Here is a 26,667-nt window from a genome sequence, read left to right on the forward strand (position 1 = left end):
CCCCTGAGGAGTTGCCCCGATGACCGCTGTCAGCCCTGAGCGGTCATTAAGGCTTCTGTCTGAGCTGGCCAAAGCGGACCTTGATGGCAGCGCAGTCGAGTGACTGAGATGCGGGACCTTCCAGCCCTTCGCCGCATGTGCTCAGTTCTCGCCGCGGCTGCGAATGCCACCAAAAGGGAGGGCGGAGAGCGGTCGTTCGCTGCGGGTGCAATGACGTACAAAGCCGACTGTTAAAGGGGCCCCTACTTCGATCATTGAATCCCTTTCATATTGGTGCCACGTTTGTCAGGTCACAACCAAGAGATTTGAAATGTCCAAAGTCATGCAAGGCTTTCCGCCTGCGGAACCAGACCGCGCTTCTCTCGCCAATTGGCGCAAAGCGCCTTTTTGCCACTGGGCTTTTCATCATGTGCGAGAGATTATTCCTTCTGCTGAAATCCAAAACGACCCAACAGACGTTTGGGAACTGGAGCCCGGCACCATGGATACGTCCAGCTTGGGGATCGATGACGCTATGGTTGAGACAGACTGCGATGCAGTCGTCATTCTGCACAAAAACAAATTGGTCCATGAATCCTATCGCAATGGAATGACCTCGCGCGATCCGCATATTCTGATGTCCGTATCAAAATCCCTGCTGGGCTTGGTTGCAGGAACACTGGTAGAGCGTGGCGAATTGGCCGAAAATGACCTGATTACAAAGCACGTGCCAGAGGTCTCGAATACCGCTTATGCTGGTGCGACCATACGTGATTTGCTGGACATGCGTGCTGGCGTTTTGTTTGACGAAGACTACCTTGCGACCGAAGGTCCGATTGTCGATTACCGCTTTGCGGCGAATTGGAACCCGGTTCCAAAAGATCAAGAAGCCGGTGATCTAAGGTCTTTCATGTCGATGCTAACCAAGGCTGACGGGCCGCACGGCGGTCGGTTTCACTACGTTTCGCCGAACACGGACTTGCTGGCTTGGGTTTTTGAGCGTGCGAGTGGCATGCGTTACGTCGACCTTGTGACCGAAAGGTTGTGGAAACCGCTAGGGGCAGAAGCCTCGGGTTATATAACCGTGGATCTTATTGGTGGCGCACGTGCAGCGGGTGGTAAATGCTTGCTCGCGAGGGATTTGGCGCGCGTGGGCATGATGATGGCCAACGGTGGGCAACGTGATGGAAAGCAAGTTGTGCCGGTGAGTTGGATAGAAGACATCGTCAGTAACGGCGATCCCCAAGCCTGGAAAGACGGAGATTTTTACGATGATCTGGGACAACGGGATATGCATTATCGTACCAAATGGTACATCCAGCGTGACGCAAAGCCGATGATCTATGGGATTGGAATTCATGGGCAGTTTTTGTTCGTGGACCCTGCGAGAAAATTGTCTGTTGCGTGGTTTGCCAGCCAGAACAGCCCTATAGACAGTGAATCTTTTGAAAAAACGCTTGCGACGATCGAAAAAATTCGAGCGTTGCCTTCTTAAAGACTGAAAAGGAAACTATACCACCAATCGATTGTGCAATGATCGAAGGGTAGAGAACAGACATCCGCAAGCCATTGTTGCATCGAAAGGGTCGGCTCTAAACGTTAGGAAGAATCCCTACTTATTCCGCATGCTATCAATCCGACCGGGCAGTGAATGTCTCCTTCTATGGGCCGTACCGCAGCATCGATCGCTGGGACGAACGGCCGGTAATGGGATGTGTCGGCTGCTTCCCCACCGTTGGGTTATCCTTAACCGGGATCAACCGCGCAACAAGGAGAAGCAGCCATGTGTGCAAAGAAGACAGGAAACATTGGAGACCTCGCCGTCGTCGGGATCGACATCGGCAAGGATACCTTTCACCTGGTCGGGTTCGACCGGTCTGGCCAGCTGGTCATGCGCAAGCAGATAAAGCGCTTGGCCCTGAACGCCACCTTCGAAGGGCTACCACGCTGCTTGGTGGGAATGGAGGCTTGCCTCAGCGCCCATTTTGTCAGTTGAACACTGCGGGGCATGGGATTCGAGCCGCGGATCATCCCGGCGATTTACGTCAAGCCGTTCAACAAGGGCCAGAAGAACGATTACAACGACGCCGAGGCCATCGCGGAGGCCGCGTTGCGGCCGAACCTCCGGACCGTTTCTGAGAAGGACCAGGATCAGCTCGACCTTCAGGCCCTGCACCGAGTCCGGGCACGGCTGGTTTCGCGGCGCACGGCCACCATCAACCAGATCCGGGCCTTTCTCATCGAGCAGGGGATCACCGTCCGTTCGGGGCTTCGGGCACTGAAGAATTCCTTCGAGACGATCCTCGAACAGCGACGGGATGAGATATCGCCCCGGATGCGCGGCATCCTGATCGGGCTCTATGGCGACTGGCTCTGGCTGGACAAACGGACCGAGGATGTCTCTGGCGAGATCGAAGAGATCAGCCGCACCGAGGAGAACTGCGCCAACATCATGACGATCCCCGGCATCGGCCCGATGATTTCGACGGCGATGGTCGCGGCCGTCGGCAAAGGCGAGGCATTCGACCGGGGGCGCGATTTCGCGGCATGGGTGGGCTTGGTGCCCCGACAATTCAGCACCGGCGGTCGCACCATTCTCGGCCGGATCACCAAACGCGGCAGCCGCTATTTGAGGATGTTGTTCGTGCAAGCGGCGAAAGTGATCATGATGCGGCCACACCGATGGGCCGACTTCAGTTTCGGCCCGTGGCTGACCGAAGCGGTGGCACGCATGCCCCGAAACAAGGCGGCCATCGCGCTTGCCAACAAGCTCGCTCGAACCGCCTGGAGCCTACTGCGGCACGGCACCCGGTTCGATGCGCCAAAAGACGCTGCCATGGAAGCGATCTGATGCCTTCCACGGTCACAAAGGAGTTCGCGATAGAGAGAACAGCATGGAACGGAGAAAATACGCCCCCAGAGTCTGACGGCCCAAATGGTCATCATGGACCTTGCCGGTAATGAGACGACGGCGCGTGCGTAACCCCATCAAGGCCACGGCCCGCGAGCTGATCAACAGGCCGGATACATATGAGCGATTTCCGAAATCGTGCCAAATTCTCGATTGCGATTAGCAGCCGACACATACATTTGGGCCGGAACCACCAAATCTCTTAGACGCCCGATTTCTATACAATGAAAGTATACGCAGCTGAGTAATGTGAATCATAGGCGCGACGTCGACCCCCTCCTGCCATCGCTGAACTGATCAGGGCATTCTGCGCGCATTTGCGTGGCGGAGGTGCTGGAGTTTGGAAAGAGACGGCAAAATGGGCGTCCATTTGGACGGCTCGACGGTTGTTGGGGTTTCCCGGCTGGACGTGTGATCGAGGGGCCGACTGGGCGACGTCGGCGCACGAAGGCGGAGTAGGCGCACATCGCGGCGGAAAGCATGATGCCGGGTGAGGGTGGCCGATGTGGCGCGCAAGCATGGCACGACGCGCTAGCGAGCCTCCACCAACTCGGCCAGCACCGCCTCGGGCAGGGCCGTTCCCACGGGCTGCACCAAAACCCGGATCGTGCCGCCGCAGGCGAGGCCCACGGCAAAGGCATCACCATCCGCCACGCCATACTCCAGCATCCGGGCCGCGCCCTCGGATATGGCCGCGATCGCCTCGGCGACCACCGCGCCCTCGACGCAGCCCCCCGAGACGGAGCACGCCATGTCACCCGCGCCCGAGATGGCCAGCATCCCGCCAATGCGGCGCGGCGCTCTGCCCCATGTCTGCACCACGGTGGCCAGCGCAGCTCCGCGCCCATCCCAGTGCTAATCCAGTGCGATGCGAGGAATGTCGTCCAGATCATCCATGAAAAGACCCTCCGCTCCCAGTATGGGGCGGAGGGCCGAAACACTCAATCGGAACTCGCGTGGCGGGTGGTTACTGTTGCGCCTGGCGGTCTCCGCCCAGCAGCGGCGTTATGTTGCGCACGGCGCCGCGGCGGTTGGCGCGAACATCGCCCTCTTGGCGAATGCGCAGATCCTGCTCACCATACCCCTGCACGATCATGTTCGAGGCGGGCACGTCAAAATACTCGGTCAGCGCCAGAGCGATCGATTCGGCGCGGCGGTCCGACAGGGCGAGGTTGTAGCTTGCGTCGCCCACGGTATCGGTATGGCCCTCGATCAGGAAGACCTGTCCGGGGTCCTCCTCAATCGCGGCGGCCATCGCGCGTCCCAGATCTGCCAAGTCCTGCGCCTCTTCCGATCCAATCACGGCCGAGCCGGTCTTGAAGTTGATCGCATCCAGCGCGATCACCGGCACCAGGTGGCGCACCGCGTCGATGCGGCGGATCTGGTTCAACGAATAGGTCCGGTCGGGCAGCGTGCCGTTGGCCGAATCAAGCGCAGCGCGCAGCTGATCCACGTCAGATGTGCTGTAGTCGTAATCGCTTGCGCGGTTGGCCTGCGCGCGCTCCAGCTCGTTCACATCGACGCGGGCAAAGCTCTGGGTATCGTCAAACAGCACGACACTGCGCCCGTCGGGCAGAATCCGTGTGCGGCGCAGAACCCTGCCATCGGCGGCGCGGATGGTCACGGTCTGGCTGCCATCGGCGGCGGTCACAGCGCTGCGGGTCGACCCGTCAGAATAGGTCTGGGTCTGCACATCGCTGCCGGGACGGCGCAGAAGTGTATCGTCATCCTTGATGATGCGGTAGCCGCCCGAAGGCTCCTGCACCACGACACGGTCGCCGGTATTCGAGACAACCTGCCCGCCGCCATCCAGCATCCGGCCGATCGCATAGGCGCCAAGTCCCGCTGCGGCGGCGATGCCCAGGTTCTGCAGCAAATCATTGTCATCATCCGCAGTATTGGGCGCAACAGTCTGCGCCGCAGCAGCATTCTGGCCGCTAGCGGAGGTGGTGAATTCCTCGTTAGAGGCGCGCGCATCCTCTTCGGTCACGGTCACGTCTTGAGTCTCGACCACTTCGCCTTCATCCGATGCAGCGGCAGCAGTAGCTGCGCTTTCATCGGCAAGCTCGGCCGCGCTGGCCTGATCTTCGGCGCTGACCTCAGGAAGGACATCAGGCGCGGAATTTTCAGTAGATTCCGTGCGTGGGGCCTCGCCGACGATCTCAGGTGTAGCATTCTCACCCGATTGAGCCGGCGCCGCCTCCTCGACGGCCTCCGCGGCCTCGCTCTCAGCGTCGACCGGAGCCTCGGCTTCGGGTTGTGCGTCAACTTCGGCCTCTGCCTCGGCGGCCTGCTGTGCTTCAGGCTCTCCTTCGGCTGTCGCGGCAGCTTCTGCCTCGGTCTCAGTTTGCTCGGCAGCCTGCGCTTCTGCTTCGGCCTGCTGAGCCGCTTCCGCTTCTACTTCGGTTTGCTGGGCTGCTTCTGCCTCTGCTTCGGCCGTTGCGGCTGCTTCTTCCTCTGTTTCCGCCTGCTGGGCCGCCTCGGCTTCCGCTTCGGCTTGCTGGGCTGCTTCTGCTTCTGCCGTAGCGGCAGCGTCAGCCTTCGCCTGCTCAGCCGCCCCTGCTTCGGCTTCGGCCTGCTGCGCTGCTTCTGTCTCTGCTTCGGCCGTCGCGGCTGCTTCAGCCTCGGCTTCCGCTTGCTCGGCCGCTTGCGCTTCGGCTTCGGCCTGCTGCGCTGCTTCTGCCTCTGCTGCGGCATCTGCGGTGGCTTCGGCTTCTGCCTCGGCGGCCTGCTCTGCTTCGGCTTCGGTGGTTGCGGCAGTCTCAACTTCGGTCTCAGCTTGCTCGGCTGCTTGCGCCTCGGATTCTGCTTGCTGGGCCGCCTCTACTTCCGCTTCGGCTTGCTGGGCGGCTTCTGCATCTGCTTCGTCCGTCGCGGCTGCATCCGCCTCGCCTTCCGTCTGTTGGGCCGCCTGCGCTTCGGTTTCAGCTTGCTGCGCTGCTTCCGCCTCTGCGGCGGCTTCGGCTTCAGCTTCTACGGGCGCTGCCTCTTCTGCTGCGGCCTCCGCAGCTGCTGCTTGTGCGGCCTCCTCGGCGGCGGCGGCTTCGGCAGCGACTTGGGCCGCCGCCGTGTCCGGCTCCTGTTCGGTTGAACCGGTTGTGGCCGTTTCACCCAGAACATCCGACATCAGCTCCTGGGCGGCGGGGTTATTCTCGTTCTCGGCCAACCGCATGTCGACAGCAGGGTTGCTCGCAGCGGCTCGGGGCTGCGCCCTACCATAGGCGGCACCGGGCAGTGGTGCGGCAGCGTTCAGGACGAGGGCTAGGGCGGTTGTCGAAGTCAGCCAATGGCGAATCATGTGAATACTCCTGTGGGCTAGGGTACAATCGGGCACGGCGCGGCGCGCCGGGCGGGAATTTGCACCTACAACGCGCGCATATCCCCGATAGTTCCCGACATGAGCAGCGGGTTAAGCCAGACCAGCCGCCGCGCCGTCAGCCTCAGGCGCTGCACCTGCGCTGCCAGCGCGTCCGGCGCGCCCCGGTCCAGCCCATCGGCGATCAAAAGGACCAGCGCCCCCTGCCCCAGCACCCGGCGCGCCCAGTCGCGGCTGAAGCGGTCAAGCAATCGCCGATCCGCGTGCCACCCTCCCAATCCTGCACCTCGTGGCCCGCAGCGGCGAAGGCGGCATCGACATCCCGCGTTGCCAGGTGCCGCGTCACGTTGGAAACGCGCGTGCCGAAGGTAAAGGCATGGACCTGCCCCCAACCGCCCTTGGCCGCTGCCTCGCTCCCGGCGCGGGTATTGGCGACGGCATGGACGAGATGCAGCACCATGCGGCTATATTGGCTCATCGAGCCCGAGATATCACAAAGCACGACCAGATCGGCGAACCCCCCATTGCCGACGCCATCCTCGACCGGGTCGTCCACAACGCACACCGCATCGAATTCAAGGGAGACAGTCTTGTAGCCCCTGCTGCGGGCCTCGATGTAATTCTCCAATCCCTTCTCGATTGTTGGGCAGGATGTCGAAGCCCGGGTTGGTTCGGGCGAAAGCTCCGCTGTCGGCGCGAAGTCTTCAACGCCATGCGGCGGCTGCAAAGTTTCTTCCTGGGCCGGTGCGGAGGGCCATGTGAAAGCCGCCGAATTCGTCAAAGTATGACCCGTGGTGGTCGCAACTGCCGGGCATGGCAAGGCGCCACCGGCATGAAGACCGACGAAAGACTGGCCGGCGAAGTGTAGGCAGATGCTGTCGCGTCGATCTGACCATGAAGAGGTACGTAAATCGCGGCTCGAAAGATAAGAAGCATGATGATGATCAGGAAGACATCGTGCTCAATGCCCGCGATGCTACTGTGGCTGAATTTGTCCCCGCCGCGCTCGACAGACCTCGATGTATTTTTCCCACCCGCGATCGGATCCGACCTGATCCGGATGGTATGAGTAGTCTGACTTGAACACCTAGTGTTCCCCACCTAACATAGGATTCCCAATGATGTCCGGCTGTGGCATGATCAGCGGATGCGACGCTCCGACATCTGCCTTTGCCTTGGCCCCGCCGACCGTGCTGATCTTCAAGCCCTGATCAGCAACCGCAACACGCCGCGCAAGCTGGTCTGGCGGGCCGGGATCGTGCTGGCGACGGCGGACGGGCATGGCACAGTCGAGATCATGCGGCGGACGTGCATGTCGAAGCCGACGGTCTGGCGCTGGCAGGAGCGGTATCTCGATGAAGGCGTGCCGGGCCTCAAGCGCGACAAGACGCGGCCCTCGCGTGTCCCGCCCCTTCCCAGAGAGATCCGGCTGAAGGTAATCGCGAAGACCGTGCAGGAAACACCGCCCAATGCCACGCACTGGACCCGTGCCTTGATGGCCGAAGCCATGGGCATCTCGCCGTCAAGTGTGGGGCGCATTTGGGCCGAAGCTGGCCTCAAGCCGCATCTCACCAAGGGGTTCAAGGTTTCGAATGACCCCATGTTCGAGGAGAAGGTCACCGAGATCGTCGGGCTTTACCTCGACCCGCCGGACCGGGCGGTCGTGCTTTGTGTCGATGAAAAATCCCAGATCCAAGCGCTCGACCGGACCCAGCCGGGACTGCCGCTCAAGAAGGGCCGTGCCGCGACCGTAACGCACGATTACAAGCGCCACGGCACGACCACGCTGTTCGCGGCGCTGGACGTGAAATCGGGCACGGTCATCGGCGATTGCATGCCGCGCCATCGTGCGAAGGAGTTCCTGAAATTCCTGCGCCAGATCGACAAGGCTGTGCCCACGCGGCGCGATGTGCATCTGGCGCTCGACAACTACGCCACCCACAAAACGCCCGAGGTGAAGGCCTGGCTGGACAAGCACCCGCGCTTCAAGCTGCACTTCACGCCCACCAGCGCGTCATGGCTGAACCTGGTCGAACGCTTTTTCGCAGAGATCACGTCGAGGCGCATCCGACGTGGCAGCTATTCCAGCGTCGATGATCTTGAGGCCGCGATCTATGATTATCTGGCGCACCACAACGAGACGCCCAAGCCCTTCAAATGGACCAAAACCGCCGAGGATATTCTCACCCGTGAACGCCGCGCCTTGGACAAGCTCGATCAAATCCGAGGAAACCGGTAAGATGCGTCAGACTCAGAGCACTAGTTGGGGAGCGCAAAAATGTGCAAAACGCCCACATTGAGCTATCGCACAGCCGGGCCCTTCTGGGCCGGGCCTTTGTCTCCACACCGGCAGATAATCGCCGAAATTGTGCGGCGCACGCACTGCCCGAAACTTTTCCAATTGGTTGTAAGTTGCTCGGAAGGTCGCAGCTATGCGGCAAAATGAGCAAAGAGGGTAATCATGAGAAAACTAGCATTTGGTATATCTACAGCCGCGATCCTTGTCGGTACAGCAGCGTCGGCCGAGCTTGTAGCAACATCCTTCACAGACCTCAATCTGCGTGCGGGCCCCGGCCCTCAGTATGAGGTGGTTGGCGTCATTTCTGCATCCGACGAGGTCGATGTCGTTGGCTGTCTCGACGCCAATAACTGGTGCGAGGTGTCTTACAACGGCACCACCGGGTGGGCCTATGGCGACTATCTCTCAGCGCCCCTCGAAGGCGAGCCCGTCGTCGTTTATGAGAATCGCAAAGTGTTGGAAGTGAAGACCGTCAACAACGATAAGGAGATCGCGAAAAATGCGACCGGAGCAGCCACCTTTGGCGGCATTGCCGGCGCATTGATTGGGGGTCCCGTGGGCGCAGCAGTCGGCGTAGCCGCAGGCGGCGCGGCGGGGACCGTTGCAACCCCTCCTGAGAGCGTAACGACCTATGTCGTCTCGAACGAGGTCGAGCCGGTCTACCTGGACGGCGAAGTTGTTGTTGGCTCCGGCCTGCCTGAGACCGTCGAAATCTCTAAAATCCCAGATTCCGAGTTTGGGTATGTCTATGTAAATGGCGTCCGCGCTGTGGTGGATCCTGCGGATCGGCGCGTCGTCCACATCGTTCGCTGATCTCGTAACGCGTCACTTTGAGCGGTTTGGCCGCGCCCGATCCTTTTCAGGAGAGGGCGCGGCCTCTGTGCGGAGGGCGCCAGACTGTAGATTTCCACGCAGAAGTGAGCCGCGTGAAGCATCGCCTTTATGCCCAGATCGAGGCCGCGACCGTTCCGGATGAACTCGTGAAGACGCCAAAGCTCGCAAGTCTTATTCTTTCGGATTGTGCAGTTTCCGATACCAGCGTCGGTTCAGCGCCATGAATTCGGCCATCGCCGCGCCTATCCCTCCGGACTGCCGGCCCTTCAGAAAAAGATAGCCTGACAGCGCGCCGAGCCCCGAACCAGTCAGATCAATCAACAAGTCGGTCATGGTGTCGTCCAGCCCGGACTTCTGCATATTCAGGCCGAAAAGCTGATCTAATCCATATTCGAGAACCTCCCAGAGCGTACCGATGGCCAACGCTACCGCGGCTGAGAGCAGGGCCAAGGCCCAAGGCGGCGCGGCGTAGCGGTCGCCCTCGAAAAGCATGAAGATCATCAAAAAAGCCATGGCAGCGATCGACAGCGCCGAGAAGAAATGCAGAACCAGATCCCACCACCAAAAGCGTTCGTAGAAATTTGCAAGCTCCCCCAGAAACAGGGTGGCAAAGATGAATATTACGATAGCTGACAGCACTGATCGCGGTAGTTCCAGACCGAAAAGTTGGGCAAACCGGTAGGGCAGTACAGTTAGCGCAAACGTGACCAGCGCCACGAAAACCGGCATCCACTGGCCAGTGGCGAGACCGGTGACGATCTCGACAATCAGGAAGCCCCGAATCAGCAAGACGGCGATTGGGCCCTTGGGGCGCATCCAGGCTCTCCGAATATGTCCTGTGCTACTTTCTATAGTACGCGTGTCGCTTTCTGTACCCCTCAATATCCCGGGCACGCTTAAGGAACGTTCGATCAACGGGCTCGGCTGCGCCGAGACTATAGCATGATGGTCTCGGAATGCGTGAGACGGGTTGTTTGCGGCCGACTAAGCGGCTTAGGGCTCAGGTTCAACCCACCGCCCTGCCACACCAGCCACCAAGGTCAGCAATGCGCAGGAAGCGGACAATAAGATTCATATGATGGCGCAGCGTTAACTGAGCGAAAGGCAATTTGAACATTAGCAAGTTCAGCTAATGACCATTCCAACCAGTCCCCAAATTGCATAAAATCGACAATATGCAGAAGTATGCGTGTTTATGCGGCGCGCGCAGGTTCAATCAATGATCTGAGAATGCCATCAAGTCTTCATCGTCAACCAGATGCTAATGGAGAGCATGATGAAAAAACCGAACCACGCTGCAGACATGAAAAACGCGAACAAGGGGACGTCCGGGCAGAACCAGACCCACGCGAAGAACCAGGGCAATCGAGGCCAGCAATTGAACCCGAAACACCGCCCCTCCACTCCGAAGAAATCATGACAATACGGGTGGGGCGCATGGCGTCCCACCCTCAGATATCCGAAAGAAAAGCAGAATGCCGAAAAAAAAGGGGCCGGAATACGAGCAGACACAGCGGCTGGTAAATATCGTGATAAAGTCTGGCCTGACACAAGGAGAGATAGCAAAGCTGTGCCGGGTTGATCAATCGACAGTCAGCCGATGGAAAAAAGGGCAATCTCGGGCCCGACTGGATCAGGTGAAGCCGCTGCTGATGCGATTCGGCGACAGGATGGAGCGACCGCCCTTCCAGCTGTATCAGAGAAAAATTCCGGAGAATTGCACTCCCTCGACCTCGATGTTCCTGAAGGTCGAAGGACGCCTTCTCTTGCGAGAAGCCTTTGAAAACGGCACTACAGACGGAGATCAATCTAAGGCAGTCCGTATTTCCGTTCAGGAGGTCATGAAAGGGCGCTTCGCGTTGGTGATCGAACATGCCTCTGGTCATCTGCCCAGATCGCGGGACAAGTACAATGTCGTCAATCTTCGCAGCAGAGACATGCCCTGGTACTTACCGGAAGAGGGAAACGCGCTTTTCGCGGATCAGGAACAGCTTCTCGAAATGACGATCACCCTTAATAATTTTTGCAAAAAGAATTGGGCTACTGAATATGTGGGATTGGAGCGCCTCGGTCTCCTGACGACGCTCGCTTTGATGAAGCATGGCTATCTTGTCGATGGGCTTGAAACTCTGACCGACTCAATTGCTGAGGCTGAACCAGCTTGAGTTTCCTGATAGGCACCAGTAGCCTCCCCGAACACCCAATGACCGCCCAAATGGCGGCAGATGGCGTCAACCCAGAGGGTTGAACGTGTCAGAGGTCGCAGCCAAAAGGCAAAGCCGCGCAGCGGGCCGTCTCGCCCCTGCGCCGCTGCGATGTCGAAAGGTCCGAACGGAAGGGGCAATGCGCGTTCCTAACAGGTCGCGCACTTCCTTCTTTCCAAGGGGTATGGGGTGGGAGCCTGCGGAATCCCGGGAGCAGATGCTTTCGACGTTCTGCAGGCCATTTCCCGCAGCAGTTGGTTACCATTGTGCAACCGGCAGTCATCTCTTTGCTCTGATTTATCGGCATCATGTATGTGATGGATCAAGATTTTCCGAAGCCCCTCGCAGCTTGATCCCTCGACCAGCCGCGCAAGGCTGTCAGTGCCTGGTCCTTGGACATTGACCCTCGAGCAATTAAACCGGTCATTCGGGAAGCTCGGCGTGAATGGCAGGGCCGATCACGACAGTCCGACAGGCAGGGCGGACAGCCGACCTTCGCCGCGGTCGCGAAGTCACCCCGACCGCACCGCGGAAGCGGACATTCATGAAAGAACTAAGACTGGAGCCCGCTCGATCGACACCGCGGGCGGGAAACGGCCGTTCGCTGCGCGCCGCACGAATGACCTGCTTGCGCGGAAGCGGATGCCTGAGTGGCAGAATCAGTTGATCGCATGGTAGGCGTAAGTGTCTTATCTCGCCGCTCGAAGGCGCTTCTTCAATTCCATCAATTCAAAGCATGGCGGGTTCTCAATCCCATCCGGCACTAAGATGTTGTCGTCGGTACGAAGTGCCAGGCCGTCTTGATCGTGAACGCCGATCTCCCATGCCTCTCTGACATAGAGCTTTCGCTTCAAAATCGAAAGGTCAGTGAAAAACTGCGGTTGACCGCCAGGTCCAAGAATTGCAGGTGCCAGAAGAAAGCACTGCTTCTCCTCGAAGTCAGATAGAAACGTATCCAAGTTGTTGCTGTTCGGCGGGGTCATGGTCAGCAACCGCGAGGCTTGCATAAACTTCTTGCTTGGGTCCAGACCGTATTTCTTGGGGTCGAAATTCTTGGAGATCGACGCGCGGTAATGTGAGGGATGCTCCGCATCAACCCCCCTCAGGAGCGCAATCCGAATAGCATCCTCCTCATCACGCGACCCGAATTTGTCGCGCCACCCGGAGAATATTGAACGCGCCATTTGTTCATCACGAAAAAGCAGCGCAAGCATGGGAGGATATGCCGGGCCATAACCCGCAAACATTATTCCGTTCCATCCGGCCTTATCCCACAAATGCAAGTTAATGATGGACTCGACGACATAACCCCGATGACTTTGAACAATCTTCTCCGGGTCCGTAAATCCCTCGTCCTCTCCGCTCCGCTCATCAAGAAACGCTCCCCTTATCAGATTCGGCGCATCACCCTTAAGCTGGTACTCCCTCTCGGAAAGGAACTGCAGTCCCGCGATAGTTGATGCATGCGTACCGAAAAGCCGATGATTGCCAATGCAAGCATTGCTGAAGCTGATACTCCGCTGGATAACAAACTCGTCCACGAGCTGCGACATGAATCCGTCGTCCTTGTAAGGATTCACCACAGCAATTGCGTCGATAACCCCCGCGCAAAACTGTATTAGATGATCGCAAAGCGTCTGGTGGTGGGCAACATCTCTGACATCCAGTTCGACAGGCCACTTGACCGTCAGCACCATTGAACCCGGATCAAAAAGAATATCAGGTTCACCGAGACCTTCGCATATCTGTACCCTCACAGACAATTCTGAAGCGTGGGCGAGCATACCCGTCTCAATAGATGTTGCCAGGAAGCCTTCGAGCGCGCTGATATGGGCCTCGCACAGCAAGTGCCCGAACACCGTCGCGTCCGCAGCGAATTTCACCTCTACACCCAGGAGGATCACTGAGGCCTCAAACTCGCGGTCCTGGTACATTAGAAGGCGCTTGGGAAGGTCTCGCGCCGCCGGCTGCACGACGGCCAGCTCTGCAAGTTCTTTGAGTTCTTCTATCGAGCCCTCTTCAGGGATCGAGCCATCCTGCTTCAGGCTTTCGGCATGGCCCAGCAAGAACATCAACGCCATGCGAGCCGAGAACAAACGCAGCTTCTCAAGCATGTCGGGCACAGTGGACAGCGCACGGAGATCGTCTGCTTCCAGGTTGACGATCTGACACATCAGAAGGCGGTCAAACTCAAGCAGCTTGTTCCGGAGGCCTTCGCGGCCCTCATCGGACAAGGGCAGAACTTCATGCAGGCTGTTCAGCCAGAGGATCACATTCAGCGCATCGACAAACCGTCCGAGCTGTATGGATATCATGGCGAAGAGGCTTGCGGATGGAACAAGCTCCGGCCTGGGGCCGTCAGTGCCATCTGACAAAATGACCATTCTGACCAGCGCTGATAGCGACGTCGCGCGCGCTGCCCACAGAAGGCCTGCGCCGCGATAGGCAACAGAAAGACAATAGAGCGTTTCGAACTGCTCTTCCGCGTATTCCTCCTTCATGAAATAAATCGACGCTTTGCCAAGCCAGCGAATGGCCTCAATTGGCTCTTCGGCTTCGAGCCGCTGCTCGCCTCTTCGAAAGAGAATTTTTCCGGCTTTTCCTTCTTTGGCCCTTTCGCCCATGAACTCGGCTAGCTTAAGCACCAGAGCATCGAATGCATCGCTGGCAGGAGCAAAGGGCTGTAGCGCATCGATCACTTGATCGATCATCTCAGCAGGAAATTCTCCAAGTCCATGTGCTTGATCAATTACATCGGAAAGGCCGTTCCAGACTGCATCCAGGCTTTCTACATCTGTCTTGACGGATGCAGACGATAGCTCCAGCAGGTGGCCAAGCGCCTTTCCATAAAGCGCATTGTTTGGCCGGGACGCGTCTGCGCTAATCTCCTGAACCTTGACTCGCAGACGTTCGCCGCGCGCTTCTACCCCAAGTTCCTCAGCGCCTTCCCAGCCCTGCATGACCCGCGCCGTCAGAACCGTGTACAGATTGGACAACTTGGTTATGTCGTCCGCGTGGTTCTCCTCAAACGCAAGCGCTTCAACCTCCTCGTAGGAGTCATTGATGGCGTCAATTTCATCAAACCACCATAGATCGGTCCAGGCACGCTCATAAATTGCCTGCATCTTCTGCCGTCTGGTTCCATGCTTCTTTGCCAGTTTTATTGCCCGGTCAAATCTTCCGGCCGTCTCGATCCGCGGCCTTTCCAGCATTCTCGACAACTGCGCGGCTTCCAGAGCGTCCACGACTCGCTGCGTAACCTCTCCGCCGTTTTGTCCTCCCTTGGCGATCCGTTCTTCGAGCGCGTCCAGAGTCTTTCTTCGTTCAAAATCGCGCGGCCCGACCACCATCTTGGACTCGTCATACTGACCAGCCTTCAGATACTCATATGCAAGGTCCTTGTGGTCATGCTGAAAAACCCGGTCAATAATCCATGATCTGTCATGAATCATGACGGGAATGTTGAACTTCTTGACGAGTTCGTCCTCGATCCGCAGGCGATCCTTGGATCGCGCCGCGCGGCTGGTAACGAATATGATCCTGTCGTAGGTACGTCCTGTATCAACCATACCCTGGACGTCGCTCCGAACTTTCGGCGCCCATTTTTCTTTCGCGCTGAAGGCAAATCCCCACCTTTGCGCGCCTGAGTCTGGCAGTCCCTGAAACCAGCGGTCTGATATCTCGGGCGCAACGGAGTAAGTCTCCGTATCTACCTTTCCGTCGCCGCCGCCTTCCGGCCCGGTCTGCGGTCGAAGGTTTGGGCAAATTTCTCTCTCGCACAGCTTTCGCGCAAAAATCTCAAAATCTTGGTGCTGATTCCGCTGAGTTAAGCTGTCCAGATGATGACTCAGCTCGGATTTTGCCAATATATATGCCCCCTCGGTTTTGCTGTCCGAGAATAGATAGGCCCTGTTGTGCCTCATGATTTCGGAAGGTAGAGGAAAATTATTCATCTCGGATTCCAGGCGGCCATAGACGCAACCCAGTGGTATGTAGTGGTTGGGCAAGGTCTCTCGTTTATGGTATGATATGCGCCGTGCAAGCGCTAGATGTTGTTGCCCATATGACCTGAAAGTGGATTCGGTAGGCCTTCTGAACAACGCCAGCCATGGGGTTTGCGCGTGTGTGGTGGGTACACCCTTCGGGCTGGGCTGTTGGGAACGGAGCCTGAGCAGTTCCCGTGCTGATCGTCGCGACACTCTCTTCGCCCAAAGACTTCAGGTAGTCATTCAGGTTGGAAAGCGGCTCCTGATCTTGGCCGGTCAAGAATGCTGCGACTGGCGACGAACGGCAGGTTCAGAGATACCGCAATGCGGCGCGAGGCGGCTCGATAAACGTCCGGGATGGGCCGACCAAGTCGATAGCGGCCAATTTACGCGGAAGCCTTCGTTGCTCAGCCATGAATACGAAATTCTGGCTCAGCATGCACTTCGGCCTCTGTGGCACGGACATCCTTGACCTTTGCCGCAGGCGGGCCGTCGTGCAACGCCGCGATCAGCGTCTCGACCGCCTCGCTTGACCCCGACACGACGGCCTCGACCGATCCATCCGGAAGGTTGCGGATCCACCCCGAGATGCCGAGTTCTTTTGCCTGCTCGCGCGTCCATGCTCTGAAAGACACGCCCTGCACGCGGCCGGTTATAAGCACATGTTTTGCCGTCATGGACTGCCCCCTTAGTCGAATTGTTCCTGTCCGTCCAACTTGACAATATCATGGGTTGCCAAGCTCTTTCACTCCCAATGTCGTATCGGGTCATACGCACAAGATCAGCTTCGACGGATATGTTGATAGACCCGGCCTGAATCGACGTTTCAATCTTGGCCCCCCTGCATTGAAGGGATATCTCACAGTCATGAAACCTACATCCCCACGTGATCGCCGGTTCACCCGCGCGACGCAGCAGATCGGTGCGCCGGGATTCCTGTGGTCTCTCGTCGGCATCATGACAGCGATCGAGCTGGTCCTCAGCTTTTCGGCATTCGGCGTTTTCGGGGGGCAGGACCTGCGCTGGCCCGCCTTCGCGCTTGGAGCGTTCTGGCAGCCAATCCTCGCCGGGACAGAGCTGGCGCTCTATCCGGGGCAGACCGCCGTGATGTTCATCAGCCACGCCTTTCTGCATGGCGGACTCGCCCACCTTGCGATGATCAGCGTCGTGCTCTTGTCGCTGGGCAAATTCGTCTCGGCCCATGTCGGGGCGGGCCGGACATTGCTGATGTTGTTTCTGTCGGCGATCGCGGGCGCGGCATGTTTCGGGCTGCTGTCATCCAACCCTGCGCCGATGATCGGCGCGTCGGGCGCGGTCTTTGGCCTGATCGGGCTATGGCAGGCGATGGACTATCACATGCGCCGGCGAGCGGAGCTTCCTCTGCAGCCGATTTTCATGGCAATCTTGGGGCTTATTGCGGCCAATATCGCGCTTTTCGTGGTCTTCTCGGGCGGCCTTGCCTGGCAAGCGCATCTCGGCGGCTGGATCGCCGGCTGGCTTTTGGGGCAAAGCTTCGCACGGAATTGAGGAAACCTGCGGACCAGACAAATCTGGGGGCCTTTTCGCCTCGCAACAGCCCAAGGGTAGATGCGCAATGGCAAGAAGTGCCACCCGGGCGGCGAAGGCAGGGTCCTTGTCGACGAAATCCCGTGCTGCCCGGATGAGGGCGGCCGGGCAGCCTCCGTGTCCGAAGCGCAGTCGAGCGCGATGTCGAGGTAAACGTCAGTGTAGATGCCACAGACGTTGAGCATCTACGCAAACGCGTCGTTCAGGTCTATAAGGTGATCCGACAACTCATCTGGGTATCCCCAGCCGATTTGACCATCGACCCGGGCAAACTCCATCTCAAGTAACGGTAGGAATGCCGTAAATAATTCTCGATCATCCTGTTTCAACAAAATTTGGACAATGCTCGAGAACATTGAACACAAGCTGTCATAGACAGCCTTCGTCGATATCCCCAAATTCTAACGCGAAATCATTACCACACTTCACATCATAGACCATGAGGGTGAGCAAATCGCGAGTGTTTCCATCGGCCTTCCTGAACTCACTGATCGCTTTTCGGGCTTCAGCCAGCTTTACATCTTGCTTCCAAGGCTGCTTTGGGCAGAGAGCATCCTGAATTCGCATCATGTAAGGGCCAAGGTGTTCTTGCCCAGAATCATTGCTCAAGAACCGGGCATGAATGAATGCCGCGTTTTCTTTGTTTAGCCGGTACAAGTCCTGAACAAGTCGCAGTAGTTGGCTTGAGGAAAAGGTGGACAGCTTCGGCTTGACGTCTTTCCATGTTGTTCTTGTGCTGCTCATAGTCCTTCCATCGCAAATTTCCCGCTTGTGCCGCAATGGTTCAGCATTATTGCATTGCTGCGCAAGGCGCGATTGGCCGGTCTGTCGCAGCTGCAGTGCCACATCGGTGTTGAAGATCGATGGCCGGTGTGGGCCGTCTTGCAGTTACCCATAAGTCTCTGGTGGCTGTGCCTCTGCGATACGAACGCCTTCGGCAAGATCAGCGAGGCGGGATAGGCCGCGCCATATGACCGTCGTCCCTGGTGGCGCATCTGATGTGCGATCGAGGTAGCCTCCGAGCCTCGCGACGGCCCTGACATAGAAGTTCAAATCGCGTAGCATATTACGTTTGCGTTCTGGCGTTGCGCGTTCAAGCAGGCTGCGCTCGGTGTTGGTGAAGACGGCATCAGGCGATGCTTTCGGTGCCTCCCGGCTGAGCATTGTCAGCCACGATACGCGCCAGGCAACAACGCAGCACAGCGCGATGCAGTTTGCCAGCCGATCAGCTGTGGCTAAGCGAAGTTCCTCGATCCGGCACCCAGTCTTCAGGGTTCGAAAGAAGGTCTCAATCTTCCAGCGCAACGCGTAACAATCGAGCTTGTGGACGGCGTCGGCATGGGTCGTAACCGGCAGGTTCGTGATCAGCTTCCAGAAGACAGGCGCTCTGCCTTCTGGCGGATTGAGTTCCTCGGCATGGATTATCTGGAGGTTCTGATGCCGGTATTTCTTCTGCTTCCCGATCGGGGGCCGAACAGTCATGGTCGCGTGTTTGACAGACAGCACGGCGCAATGATCCTTGCCCTGCGCGTCGCGGAACCGGACCTCATGCGTGCCACTGGATTGCACTTCAGCCATCACTTTGGCAATGGGCGTTCCGCCATCCTCCGCCAAACGGTCGACGCAGCTACGCACGAGGAACCCCGTCCCGAGCTCTTCGGCCAGGCAGTAGAGTTCATAGATGTCGCTTTCCCGATCACCGATATGCACACAGCGCTCAGGTGCCCCAGTTAATTCGGTGGACAGGCGCAAATTGTCGAGCCAACGCATGCTTTCCTTCTCTTCAATAGGCACACGGGTCGGGTTGATCTTGCGTTTAAGAGCGGCGGTCCCCTTGAACTTGCTCCGCGACCAGAATTTCGCTGCTGTCAGACCGAGCGGCAGTCCATCCGGCGTAATGGCCATGCTGGCATGCATCAGGAGGCCACAGACGGCATGTTTTTGAAATCGGCCCTCTTTCATTTTGCGTCCAGTGGATATCTTCGTGAGCCCGACCTTCTCCGGAGCGGACCGTTTGAAGGTGAATTCCGTGGTGTCCTGCAAGATCAGGATGGGACCGTTGGTGGCCTCGAAGCGCAAGCCAGTGGCGGCGAAATGACCCTCAAGAATCTTGTCTTCGCTGACATTCTCATTTGAAAAGAAACGGTATGCCGCCTTGGTGTTCGACCAGTCTTGAAACGCCGTGGGCAGCGATTTTCCCGGACGATCTCCAAGGGCCGCGAGCATTGCTTCGAGCCGCCGGTTCAATCGAACATCTCCCAGATCACATCTGGCAGTTTCCGTCCCCACCCAATTCTGTCCCATATCTGCACCTCATTCATTCGGTGCCACATGACGAATCATGATCGGGGCTGCGCGGGCAAGAGCACGACTGATGGGTGAATCAATTCGCCGCACCAAACTTATGGGTAACTGCAAGGTGGGCCGTTCGCCTACTGCTTAAACGGGACGACGTTTGAACCACCGTTGGCAAAAGCGACTGCGCCTTCACTGCGAATGGTGCTGATTGCCTCGTCGAATGCGGCCCGGTCGTCTTCAAAGAGATCGTCCCAGACAATGGATGTCCCGTCTTCGGTCAAAACTTCCAGCGACCAACCATCCCCGCCTTCGAGTTTGTAGATGTCCACTTTGAATGGCACCCCATCCTCAACGATGCGCTGCGAGGCGCCGGAAATGACAAGGTTGGGTTCGCGTTCCATCTGAACACCTCTTTGATCTACGGTAGATGATAGAAGCACTGATCACGGAAGCCAATGTCCGCAAAGCGCCATAATCAGCCAACTGCCTTGGTCACCTGATCCTTCGTTCGTGCGTCTTTGAAAAAACGGTTCGATGAGAAATTTGCGTCCGATTTCTGCGCTTCAGAATACAACTTCGAAACCACGGAGACGGCCTCGTTGAGCTTGTCTTTCGCAAGATCATAGACCCACATGTCAATTTCGTCCCGATTGCAGATTTGTCGGATCGCGAACAACACATGGAAAGACCCGTCGATCAATGACATTTCTCCGGCTTCAAGGTTGCCGCCCTCTCTGATTTTCTTCCGAACTTCCATTTTCTTTTCATTCACGATTCGAACCAGCTTGAATGACGTCAGTAAGTTGTTCGCCGTGAGATCCTCGGCGAAAACAGTGTCGTAAAGATCTCCGAAAACCCGCCCGCGGTCTTTCTTGGCTGTTTCAGGAAGGCCGATCCCGTAAGCGAGATATGCCTGACCTGAAGAAAGAGCATCGACGCGTTTCGAGGAGTCTCTGTCAGCGTGTTGCCCTGACTTCCGCTCATAGTAGTAACCGAGATCGGCAAAACTCTCTTCGAGTTGCCTTTGCTGCCTGTCATTGGATCTTAGATCGCGGACGTTGATAGGTGTCTGGCTGTTCGTCGTTTCGGCAATCGACATTTTTACATCTTCAGATGATGTCTCAATGATCCGAACAAGCAGAATGACATCCTCAACTTTTGCTTTATCTTCCTTTGCCGCCTCGAAAAGACAGTTCGATGTCTGGCCACCATTCACAATCTGAACGTTCGTTAGTTTGATCTTTGGCGACCGTCTTGAGGGCCCAAGGTCGACCTTGTCGCACGTCATCGTGATGCCGTTGTTCTGATACCAGAACATATGGTTGTGGTCAGAGAGCGCGGACTCAATGATCCTGCGATTGATGCGGTTTCTTCGTTTCAGGTAAACGCGCACGTTCTGATCGAAGATACCAGATTCGACTTGATCGGGCTCTTCTTCTGATCTGATTGCGTTTACGATGTCCATGGCTGCGACCGAGCACACAACCCCGCGCAAATCCTGGTCCGTCCGGTCAAAGAAATTTGTATCGATCGCTGTGATCTCTCGAACGAGTTCCGGAGCGCGTTTCTCGAGGAAGAAATCCGATAGTGTGTCGAGATCGTGCATTCTAAATTCGATAGCCTTGTACCTCGAGAATGCCGTGCGAATCCGTTTCAATTCCTTATCGATCAAAGGCGCGGTATTGCCTACAAAATGCACCGTTATCGTTGCATTCGACTCTTTCAAAATCTCGAGTGCGTCGAGAACCTTTGCTTTCAGAAGGCTATTCGCGCTCTCGAGAGCTTCAGTATCATGATTGGTAAGATCCGTCACGAAAGATGTCAGTTTATCTATTTCGCCACCTGGGAAATTATTCTTCGACTTCTCAAAGTCTTTAACGCACTTAGCCTGAAATATGTGAATATCGTTTTTCGTGTCGCGATCGTCAATGTAAAGGGCGTCGACACCTCGGTCGTTTCCACCATCGGTTATGGCATCGACAGCTTCATCAATATCGTTCTCCATGATCTCGGAAACTGCGACAACGGTGAGCGCCTTTGATCTGCTAAGCTCATCGTATTCCGCGACCGTTGCATTGATCTTTTGGTCGAGAGCGTTCCAATCGAACATGTTCGCCATAATTTCTGCCTTTTTGATGAACTGTCACGCTACGTGGTTCGATATTATTATACGATCAGGCTGCCCTACTTCCTCGTTTATGAGGAGAGTCAGCGGCTTTGATAGTTGTCTATTTCGAGTTGGGCAAGCGCGCCATGCAAAGAATGGCCAGTCGCAACACGCTGGCCGAACGGCAGGTAAGGGCCGTTTTCCGAAGACCAAGGAAAGGCCATTCGCTGGATTATCATCGCAAACGTGGGATAGGCAAACCCCAAGTGCTTTATGACCCTTGATATCGACACGCGGCTTTTAACCATTTGGCGCTTATGCCTGATCGTACTTGGGTGGTAGCTTGAAGAGAGAAATGAACGTGCGAACCCTGTTTGGGATACCCGTGATCCGCGCACCCACCGTTTCGGCGGCCACTCCACCATAAAAGACTGCCGCAAGGGGGGGAGCGGCGGGGGCTTCGAACTGCAAGTCGGGTTTTTTCGTACCACCACGCATTACGGGCATCGCACCGTTGGCAAGCCGGGCGGTGAATTGCGCAGTCCCGATGGTAAAGAGCACCTTGGCCTCCATGTCCCGCGCCGCCCCTGCATCGAGCATCGTTCGCAGCGACAGCATGAAGGAAACCGGTGACAGGGGGAGCGTCGGGTCGTGCAACGGTGAGGCGGCGGCCCATCGGCCCAGTTCCTGAATGACCGGTTCCGCGGCATACCCCCATTCGGTCAGGCCGTAGAGTTGTGCAGGTGCGGGCTCGGGTGCGGTCGAGCGCAGGACCACGCCGTTTGCCTCGAGTCCGGCAAGCCGTTCGGTCAGCACCTTGGCACTGATCCCCGGCAGGTTTGCGCGAATGTCGCTGAAGCGCCGCGGCCCGAACATCAACTCGCGCACGATCAGAAGCGACCAGCGTTCCCCCAGGAGCTCGAGGCCGAATGCCGTACCGCAGGCATCGCCGTACCAGCGGCCATGGAGGTCTTTCGCCGGTTTAGTTTCTTTTTGTAACTTCATGGTTGCTTTTTGTAATCTCATTCTCTTAGCCTGTCCATATCGACGACGCGACTCAGGAGGAAACGCGATGTCACAGATGATCTTCATAAACCTGCCGGTGGCAGACCTCGAGCGTTCCATGGCGTTCTACGAGGTGATCGGTTTCACCAAGAACGCCAAATTTACCAATCACCTCGCGGCGAGCATCGTCTTATCGGACGAGATCCGGGTGATGTTGCTGACCCATGAATTCTGGTCGAGCTTCACTGACCGGCGTCGGGTCGACCCCGCGTCCGAAGCGCAGGTTCTACTTTGTATCAGCCGTGTGGATCGTGAGGCGGTGGATGCCATCACCGACGCCGCCGTGGCTGCGGGCGGCGCGGGCGATCCTTGTCCGGTGCAGGACCACGGGTTCATGTACGGGCGCAGCTTTGCCGATCCCGACGGTCACATCTGGGAGCCGATGTGGATGAGCGCCGAGGCGCTCGAGAAGGGGCCAGCGGAGATGTCTCATGCCGATTAAGGCGAACGCTCCGATCACCATCACCGCCTATGACTGGGTGCCGGATTTCGCCAAGGGGCAGGTTCGTGACCTGCGTGTTCGCTGGGCGCTGGAAGAGGTCGGGCAGGATTATGCCGTTCGCTGTCTTCCGCAGGGGCAGCAGAAGGAGGCCGCGCATCGTGCCCTGCATCCGTTCGGGCAGGTGCCAACCTACGAAGAAGGTGACCTGACCCTGTTTGAAAGCGGTGCAATCGTCTGGCATATCGCCGGGCGGTTTCCCGGCCTCATGCCCGAGGACCCCGCCGAGCGGCCGCGGGCGCTCGAATGGCTTTTCGCCGCGCTGAACACGCTGGAGCCGCCAATCATGGATCGCTCCATGGCGACGATCTTCGAGGCCACGGAGCCCTGGTCGGCGCCGCGTTTGCCGGGGATCGACACGCGGATCGCGGAACGGTTGCGGGAGGCGTCGGATCGTCTTGGGGCGGCGGAGTGGTTCACGGGCCGCTTCAGCGCGGGCGATCTGATGATGGTCAGCGTTCTTCGGATCATAGAAGGCGAAGGGCTGGTCGAAACCTTTCCCAACCTCGCCGACTATGTGGCGCGGGGCACCGAACGGCCCGCCTTTCAGAGAGCACTGGCCGCGCAGATGGCCGGTTTCACGGGCCATCCGCCGCCCGGCTTCGACGCATGGATGGCAGAGCTTCAAGCCATACACGGAGAGACGATATGACCTATATTGCCGGATTCCTCACCCCCGTCCCGAACGGGAATAAGGAGGCCTATATCGAAAGCGCCCGCAAGGCCTGGCCGCTTTTCAGGGAGTACGGAGCCCTGCAGATCATGGAAACCTGGGGCGATCAGATCCCCGACGGCAAACATACCGATTTCAATCGCGCGGTGGCTTTGGAGGATGGTGAATCGGTCTGTTTTTCGTGGATGATCTGGCCGGACAAGGAAACGCATGACAAATGCGGCGCCAGCATGCAGACCGACCCGCGCTGGCAGGAGATGGACATGCCCTTCGATGGCAAGCGCATGATGTGGGGCGGCTTTACCCCGATATTCGAGGACAGTGCGTGAACTGCGATCAATGCAAGGGCTGGCGATCTGACGGGCTGGAGTTCTGATAAGGTGTCGGACGGTCTCTGCAGATAGCTGCGTGACACTCCGATGCACTGTCCCGATCGCCCTTTAAAAGGAGAAAGACGATGACGAAACGAAAGGCTGCCGTGTTCCTCTGGTTCAATACCGAGGCCGAAGCGGCGGCGGAGTTCTATGCCACCACCTTCCCGGACAGCCATGTGGACAACGTGATCCGCGTACCCCAAGGTGCGAAGAGCGCGCCAGCCGGGACCGTTCAGGTGGTCGAGATGACCCTTCTTGGCCTGCCTTATGCGCTGCTCAATGCTGGTCCGCATGTGCAACCCAATGATGCCTATTCGTTGCAGGTCTATACCGACGATCAGGCCGAGACGGACCGGCTCTGGGATGCCATCGTGGGAAATGGCGGAGAGCCCATCATGTGCGGCTGGTGCAAGGATCTCTGGGGCTATCGCTGGCAGATCACCCCGCAAATTCTGATGGACGCGCTGTCGCACCCGGACCGGGACGCCTCGGCGCGCGCACAGGCCGCGATGATGGAGATGCAGAAGATTGATATCGCAGGCATCGAGGCGGCTTTGCAGGGCGCAACCTGAGAAATGAGGTCACAAACGCCCCGGATCATCTGAAGCCAGGATTGCGGGAACTCTCCGAAGAATGGCTTCGCGGAAGATCTCGCGATCACCCTGGAAACCGGCATGCACGACCCGGAAGCCTTCGATCCAGCGGTAACCTGGGAGACCTCATCCACCCGGCAGATCGTGGGGAGAACAACCGTTCTGGAGGCGCTGCGAATTGAACGAACGCCGGCGAAGGTTATGTCGAACACGCGATCTCTCATGGCAGGGTTGGCGCAGCGAGCGGAGAGGTGATCCGGGCGAATGACGAGACGTCCCGCTTCTGTCACGTACTCGAGTTCACGAGCCTGCGAGCCAAACATGTCGCGAAAATAAAAATTATGATTGAACGTCCAGATCTTTGCTTTGTCCTGCACTGCTGACCTTGGCCTTCCAGTACATGCTACACGAGGTCACGGACGAGCGCTTCAGGGAAGCTGCATCGCAGCGTTGATCATCCCGGCCAAGGTCCGGTTCAGGCCGATAGCACCGGCAAGGCAGAGATAAGAGACCGGCATCTGTGTCGGCATAGCTGATCTAGCCATCCTCCCCCCGAACAGCTGGACCAGGAGCTCCCAAAGGTTTATTTGGCGTCTCCTGGGACTCTGGGCGCCTTCGCCATAAATCCTCGCCCTGCGACCCGCTTCATTTAGTGCAAAGAGCTGAGGTGGTGGCACCCCGCCCCGGCCTGTTTACATCGCCGATATCGATGCTCTCCCAAGCGTGAGTTTTCCGGATTTCTTCATAGTTTTCCACAGGTTTCACCCGTCGGTTTAGTTTTAGCAGGCGAAACCGTGATGCCCTTTGCGCTATTCTAACAACAGCCCGGTCAAGAAGACCCCATAGAGATACACATCAAGAACGCCCATGCTTTCAGCAGCTTGCGGCGCACGGAGACGGCACGCCATGGCGCGCGAACGGAAGGCATACTCGCAGAAGGAGCGGCCGCGACAAGCAGCCGCTTCGCTCGCAGTGTCTGCCGATGCCACTTATATCGCGCGAATTGAAGCCGCCATGACCAAGATCGCTCACACCCTTCCTTATAATGCAGCCTTAGGCCCGGTGTGGGCGCGACTAGAGCAAATGCTCGCAGTCGCAGTTACGAATCGGGAAAATGAGACCGACGCGCAGACTAGCGCCCGCGCGTGGTTGGCGGCTCAAAACGAGATGTCGGCCAAAAGTGCAGCAGCGTCGGCCAGCGGCAAACCCGCGCCGTAGCGTTCACGGTTGATGTCATGTCCCATGAGGTCGGCCTTTACCCTTTCGGGAAAGTTAGCTTTAAGCATCCGATCTTCAAAGGCGTGCCGAAGGCTGTAAACCACATGGTCCTCGGATTCCATGAGTCCGTTATTCCGCAAGAATTTGAGTTGTGCGGCGGAGAGCGAGGACGGTGTCTCACGGTAGCGAGGAAAGCCGCTTGGAAACTCTCGTGCAGCTTCGAGAGCCACACCAACGAGCGGAATGTCCCGGATTGCTCTCTTTGTCTTAACGACACGTCCGTCTGCCCGGATTTGAATGTGCGGAACGTTCGCATTCAAAGCCAATCGCGCCGGCGTAAGGGTTGCAACCTCGGAGGGACGTGCGCCAGTGTTTATACAGATCAGCAAGATCGCTCTGGCTTCAGGATTGAGTCCGTCGAGCGCATCTTCCGCCAAGAGGCGATCCCTGATCCATTCGGTCGAAAACGGAGGGGGTGACACCGCATCGACCTTAGGTAAACGCCAGTTTCTTTTAGGAATTGGCAAGACCAAATTCATTCCTAAGCCATCGATCACCGTGTGGAGCACGTTGGTCAAGGTAGTGCCCCACGGGGTGGTGTAAGAGGCCGCGCGCGGAGCCTTTTGGCGTAGCGCAGCGCGCGGCCGGGTCTGGCGGCCACCGCGCTGCTTCGTAGTCTGAGGTTGTTCAAAGACCGATGACAACGAAGGAGAGCACGATGACCGAGACCATGATCGACCTTCCG

General features: G+C 57.7%; 20 protein-coding genes and 3 pseudogenes. 11 read left to right on the forward strand and 12 right to left on the reverse strand.

The genetic code is table 11. From position 1 onward, the window contains the following. Positions 1-310: 310 nt before the first annotated feature. Positions 311-1,474 (forward strand): serine hydrolase domain-containing protein, encoded by a 1,164-nt coding sequence (locus ACEWPL_RS12000; protein ID WP_393932264.1) that lies wholly within the window; start codon positions 311-313, stop codon positions 1,472-1,474. Between the two features lie 288 nt (positions 1,475-1,762). Next, positions 1,763-2,830: pseudogene (locus ACEWPL_RS12005) on the forward strand (IS110 family RNA-guided transposase). A 594-nt stretch (positions 2,831-3,424) separates the two neighbouring features. On the opposite strand, the pseudogene ACEWPL_RS12010 reads toward ACEWPL_RS12005, so the two are convergent. From ACEWPL_RS12010 to ACEWPL_RS12020, 3 genes and pseudogenes are all read right to left on the reverse strand, one after another. Further along, positions 3,425-3,787 (reverse strand): annotated as a pseudogene (locus ACEWPL_RS12010) (XdhC family protein); the annotation flags it as partial. 70 nt (positions 3,788-3,857) lie between these two features. Further along, positions 3,858-6,188, reverse strand: coding sequence for an OmpA family protein (locus ACEWPL_RS12015; protein WP_420744345.1), 2,331 nt, complete (start codon positions 6,186-6,188; stop codon positions 3,858-3,860). A gap of 101 nt (positions 6,189-6,289) precedes the next feature. After that, a pseudogene (locus ACEWPL_RS12020) lies at positions 6,290-6,717 on the reverse strand (VWA domain-containing protein); the annotation flags it as partial. 636 nt (positions 6,718-7,353) lie between these two features. Here ACEWPL_RS12020 and ACEWPL_RS12025 point away from each other — a divergent pair. Together ACEWPL_RS12025 and ACEWPL_RS12030 are read left to right on the forward strand one after the other, a co-directional pair. Further along, positions 7,354-8,445 (forward strand): IS630 family transposase, encoded by a 1,092-nt coding sequence (locus tag ACEWPL_RS12025; protein ID WP_393930317.1) that lies wholly within the window; start codon positions 7,354-7,356, stop codon positions 8,443-8,445. Positions 8,446-8,667: 222 nt separating this feature from the next. Next, complete coding sequence (locus ACEWPL_RS12030; RefSeq protein ID WP_393930315.1) at positions 8,668-9,318, forward strand: DUF1236 domain-containing protein; 651 nt, start codon at positions 8,668-8,670, stop codon at positions 9,316-9,318. Positions 9,319-9,510: 192 nt separating this feature from the next. On the opposite strand, the gene ACEWPL_RS12035 is transcribed toward ACEWPL_RS12030, so the two are convergent. Next, complete coding sequence (locus ACEWPL_RS12035) at positions 9,511-10,155, reverse strand: DUF2238 domain-containing protein (RefSeq protein ID WP_393930313.1); 645 nt, start codon at positions 10,153-10,155, stop codon at positions 9,511-9,513. A gap of 460 nt (positions 10,156-10,615) precedes the next feature. On the opposite strand from ACEWPL_RS12035, the gene ACEWPL_RS12040 reads away from it, so the two are divergent. Both ACEWPL_RS12040 and ACEWPL_RS12045 read left to right on the forward strand, forming a co-directional pair. Then, the gene (locus tag ACEWPL_RS12040; RefSeq protein ID WP_420744346.1) at positions 10,616-10,759 is read left to right on the forward strand and encodes a hypothetical protein; all 144 of its coding nucleotides are present in this window, start codon (positions 10,616-10,618) and stop codon (positions 10,757-10,759) included. 55 nt (positions 10,760-10,814) lie between these two features. Then, positions 10,815-11,504 (forward strand): helix-turn-helix domain-containing protein, encoded by a 690-nt coding sequence (locus tag ACEWPL_RS12045; RefSeq protein WP_393930311.1) that lies wholly within the window; start codon positions 10,815-10,817, stop codon positions 11,502-11,504. Positions 11,505-12,232: 728 nt separating this feature from the next. On the opposite strand, the gene ACEWPL_RS12050 is transcribed toward ACEWPL_RS12045, so the two are convergent. After that, complete coding sequence (locus ACEWPL_RS12050) at positions 12,233-15,550, reverse strand: hypothetical protein (protein ID WP_393930309.1); 3,318 nt, start codon at positions 15,548-15,550, stop codon at positions 12,233-12,235. A gap of 386 nt (positions 15,551-15,936) precedes the next feature. Then, positions 15,937-16,206 (reverse strand): acylphosphatase, encoded by a 270-nt coding sequence (locus ACEWPL_RS12055; RefSeq protein ID WP_393930307.1) that lies wholly within the window; start codon positions 16,204-16,206, stop codon positions 15,937-15,939. Between the two features lie 190 nt (positions 16,207-16,396). Between ACEWPL_RS12055 and ACEWPL_RS12060 the strand changes: the two genes are divergently transcribed. Then, a complete protein-coding gene (locus ACEWPL_RS12060) occupies positions 16,397-17,056 on the forward strand; it encodes a rhomboid family intramembrane serine protease (protein WP_393930305.1) in 660 nt (219 codons plus the stop codon). 408 nt (positions 17,057-17,464) lie between these two features. On the opposite strand, the gene ACEWPL_RS12065 is transcribed toward ACEWPL_RS12060, so the two are convergent. From ACEWPL_RS12065 to ACEWPL_RS12085, 5 genes are all read right to left on the reverse strand, one after another. Then, entirely contained in the window at positions 17,465-17,839 is a 375-nt protein-coding gene (locus ACEWPL_RS12065) for a hypothetical protein (protein ID WP_393930303.1), read from the reverse strand. Between the two features lie 144 nt (positions 17,840-17,983). Further along, positions 17,984-19,399: an IS4 family transposase gene (locus ACEWPL_RS12070; RefSeq protein WP_393930301.1), complete on the reverse strand. Its 1,416-nt coding sequence runs from the start codon at positions 19,397-19,399 to the stop codon at positions 17,984-17,986. Positions 19,400-19,527: 128 nt separating this feature from the next. Then, on the reverse strand, positions 19,528-19,794 hold the full coding sequence (locus tag ACEWPL_RS12075) for a hypothetical protein (protein ID WP_393930299.1): 267 nt from the start codon (positions 19,792-19,794) through the stop codon (positions 19,528-19,530). A gap of 74 nt (positions 19,795-19,868) precedes the next feature. Beyond that, positions 19,869-21,512, reverse strand: coding sequence for an AIPR family protein (locus tag ACEWPL_RS12080; protein WP_393930297.1), 1,644 nt, complete (start codon positions 21,510-21,512; stop codon positions 19,869-19,871). 303 nt (positions 21,513-21,815) lie between these two features. Continuing rightward, entirely contained in the window at positions 21,816-22,526 is a 711-nt protein-coding gene (locus ACEWPL_RS12085; protein WP_393930295.1) for a winged helix-turn-helix transcriptional regulator, read from the reverse strand. Positions 22,527-22,572: 46 nt separating this feature from the next. On the opposite strand from ACEWPL_RS12085, the gene ACEWPL_RS12090 reads away from it, so the two are divergent. The 4 genes from ACEWPL_RS12090 (at position 22,573) to ACEWPL_RS12105 (ending at position 24,683) form a co-directional block, all read left to right on the forward strand. After that, positions 22,573-23,007, forward strand: a complete 435-nt coding sequence (locus ACEWPL_RS12090) for a VOC family protein (protein WP_393930293.1) — start codon at positions 22,573-22,575, stop codon at positions 23,005-23,007. After that, entirely contained in the window at positions 22,997-23,716 is a 720-nt protein-coding gene (locus ACEWPL_RS12095) for a glutathione S-transferase family protein (RefSeq protein WP_393930291.1), read from the forward strand. Before ACEWPL_RS12090 ends, ACEWPL_RS12095 begins: the two co-directional genes overlap by 11 nt. Beyond that, positions 23,713-24,066, forward strand: coding sequence for a DUF1428 domain-containing protein (locus ACEWPL_RS12100; RefSeq protein ID WP_393930289.1), 354 nt, complete (start codon positions 23,713-23,715; stop codon positions 24,064-24,066). Before ACEWPL_RS12095 ends, ACEWPL_RS12100 begins: the two co-directional genes overlap by 4 nt. A 128-nt stretch (positions 24,067-24,194) precedes the next feature. Then, entirely contained in the window at positions 24,195-24,683 is a 489-nt protein-coding gene (locus tag ACEWPL_RS12105; protein WP_393930287.1) for a VOC family protein, read from the forward strand. A gap of 1,178 nt (positions 24,684-25,861) precedes the next feature. On the opposite strand, the gene ACEWPL_RS12110 is transcribed toward ACEWPL_RS12105, so the two are convergent. Beyond that, complete coding sequence (locus ACEWPL_RS12110; RefSeq protein WP_420744348.1) at positions 25,862-26,491, reverse strand: tyrosine-type recombinase/integrase; 630 nt, start codon at positions 26,489-26,491, stop codon at positions 25,862-25,864. Between the last annotated feature and the right edge of the window lie 176 nt (positions 26,492-26,667).

The sequence above is a fragment of the Roseovarius roseus genome (genome assembly GCF_043355935.2).
Taxonomy (GTDB): domain Bacteria; phylum Pseudomonadota; class Alphaproteobacteria; order Rhodobacterales; family Rhodobacteraceae; genus Roseovarius; species Roseovarius roseus.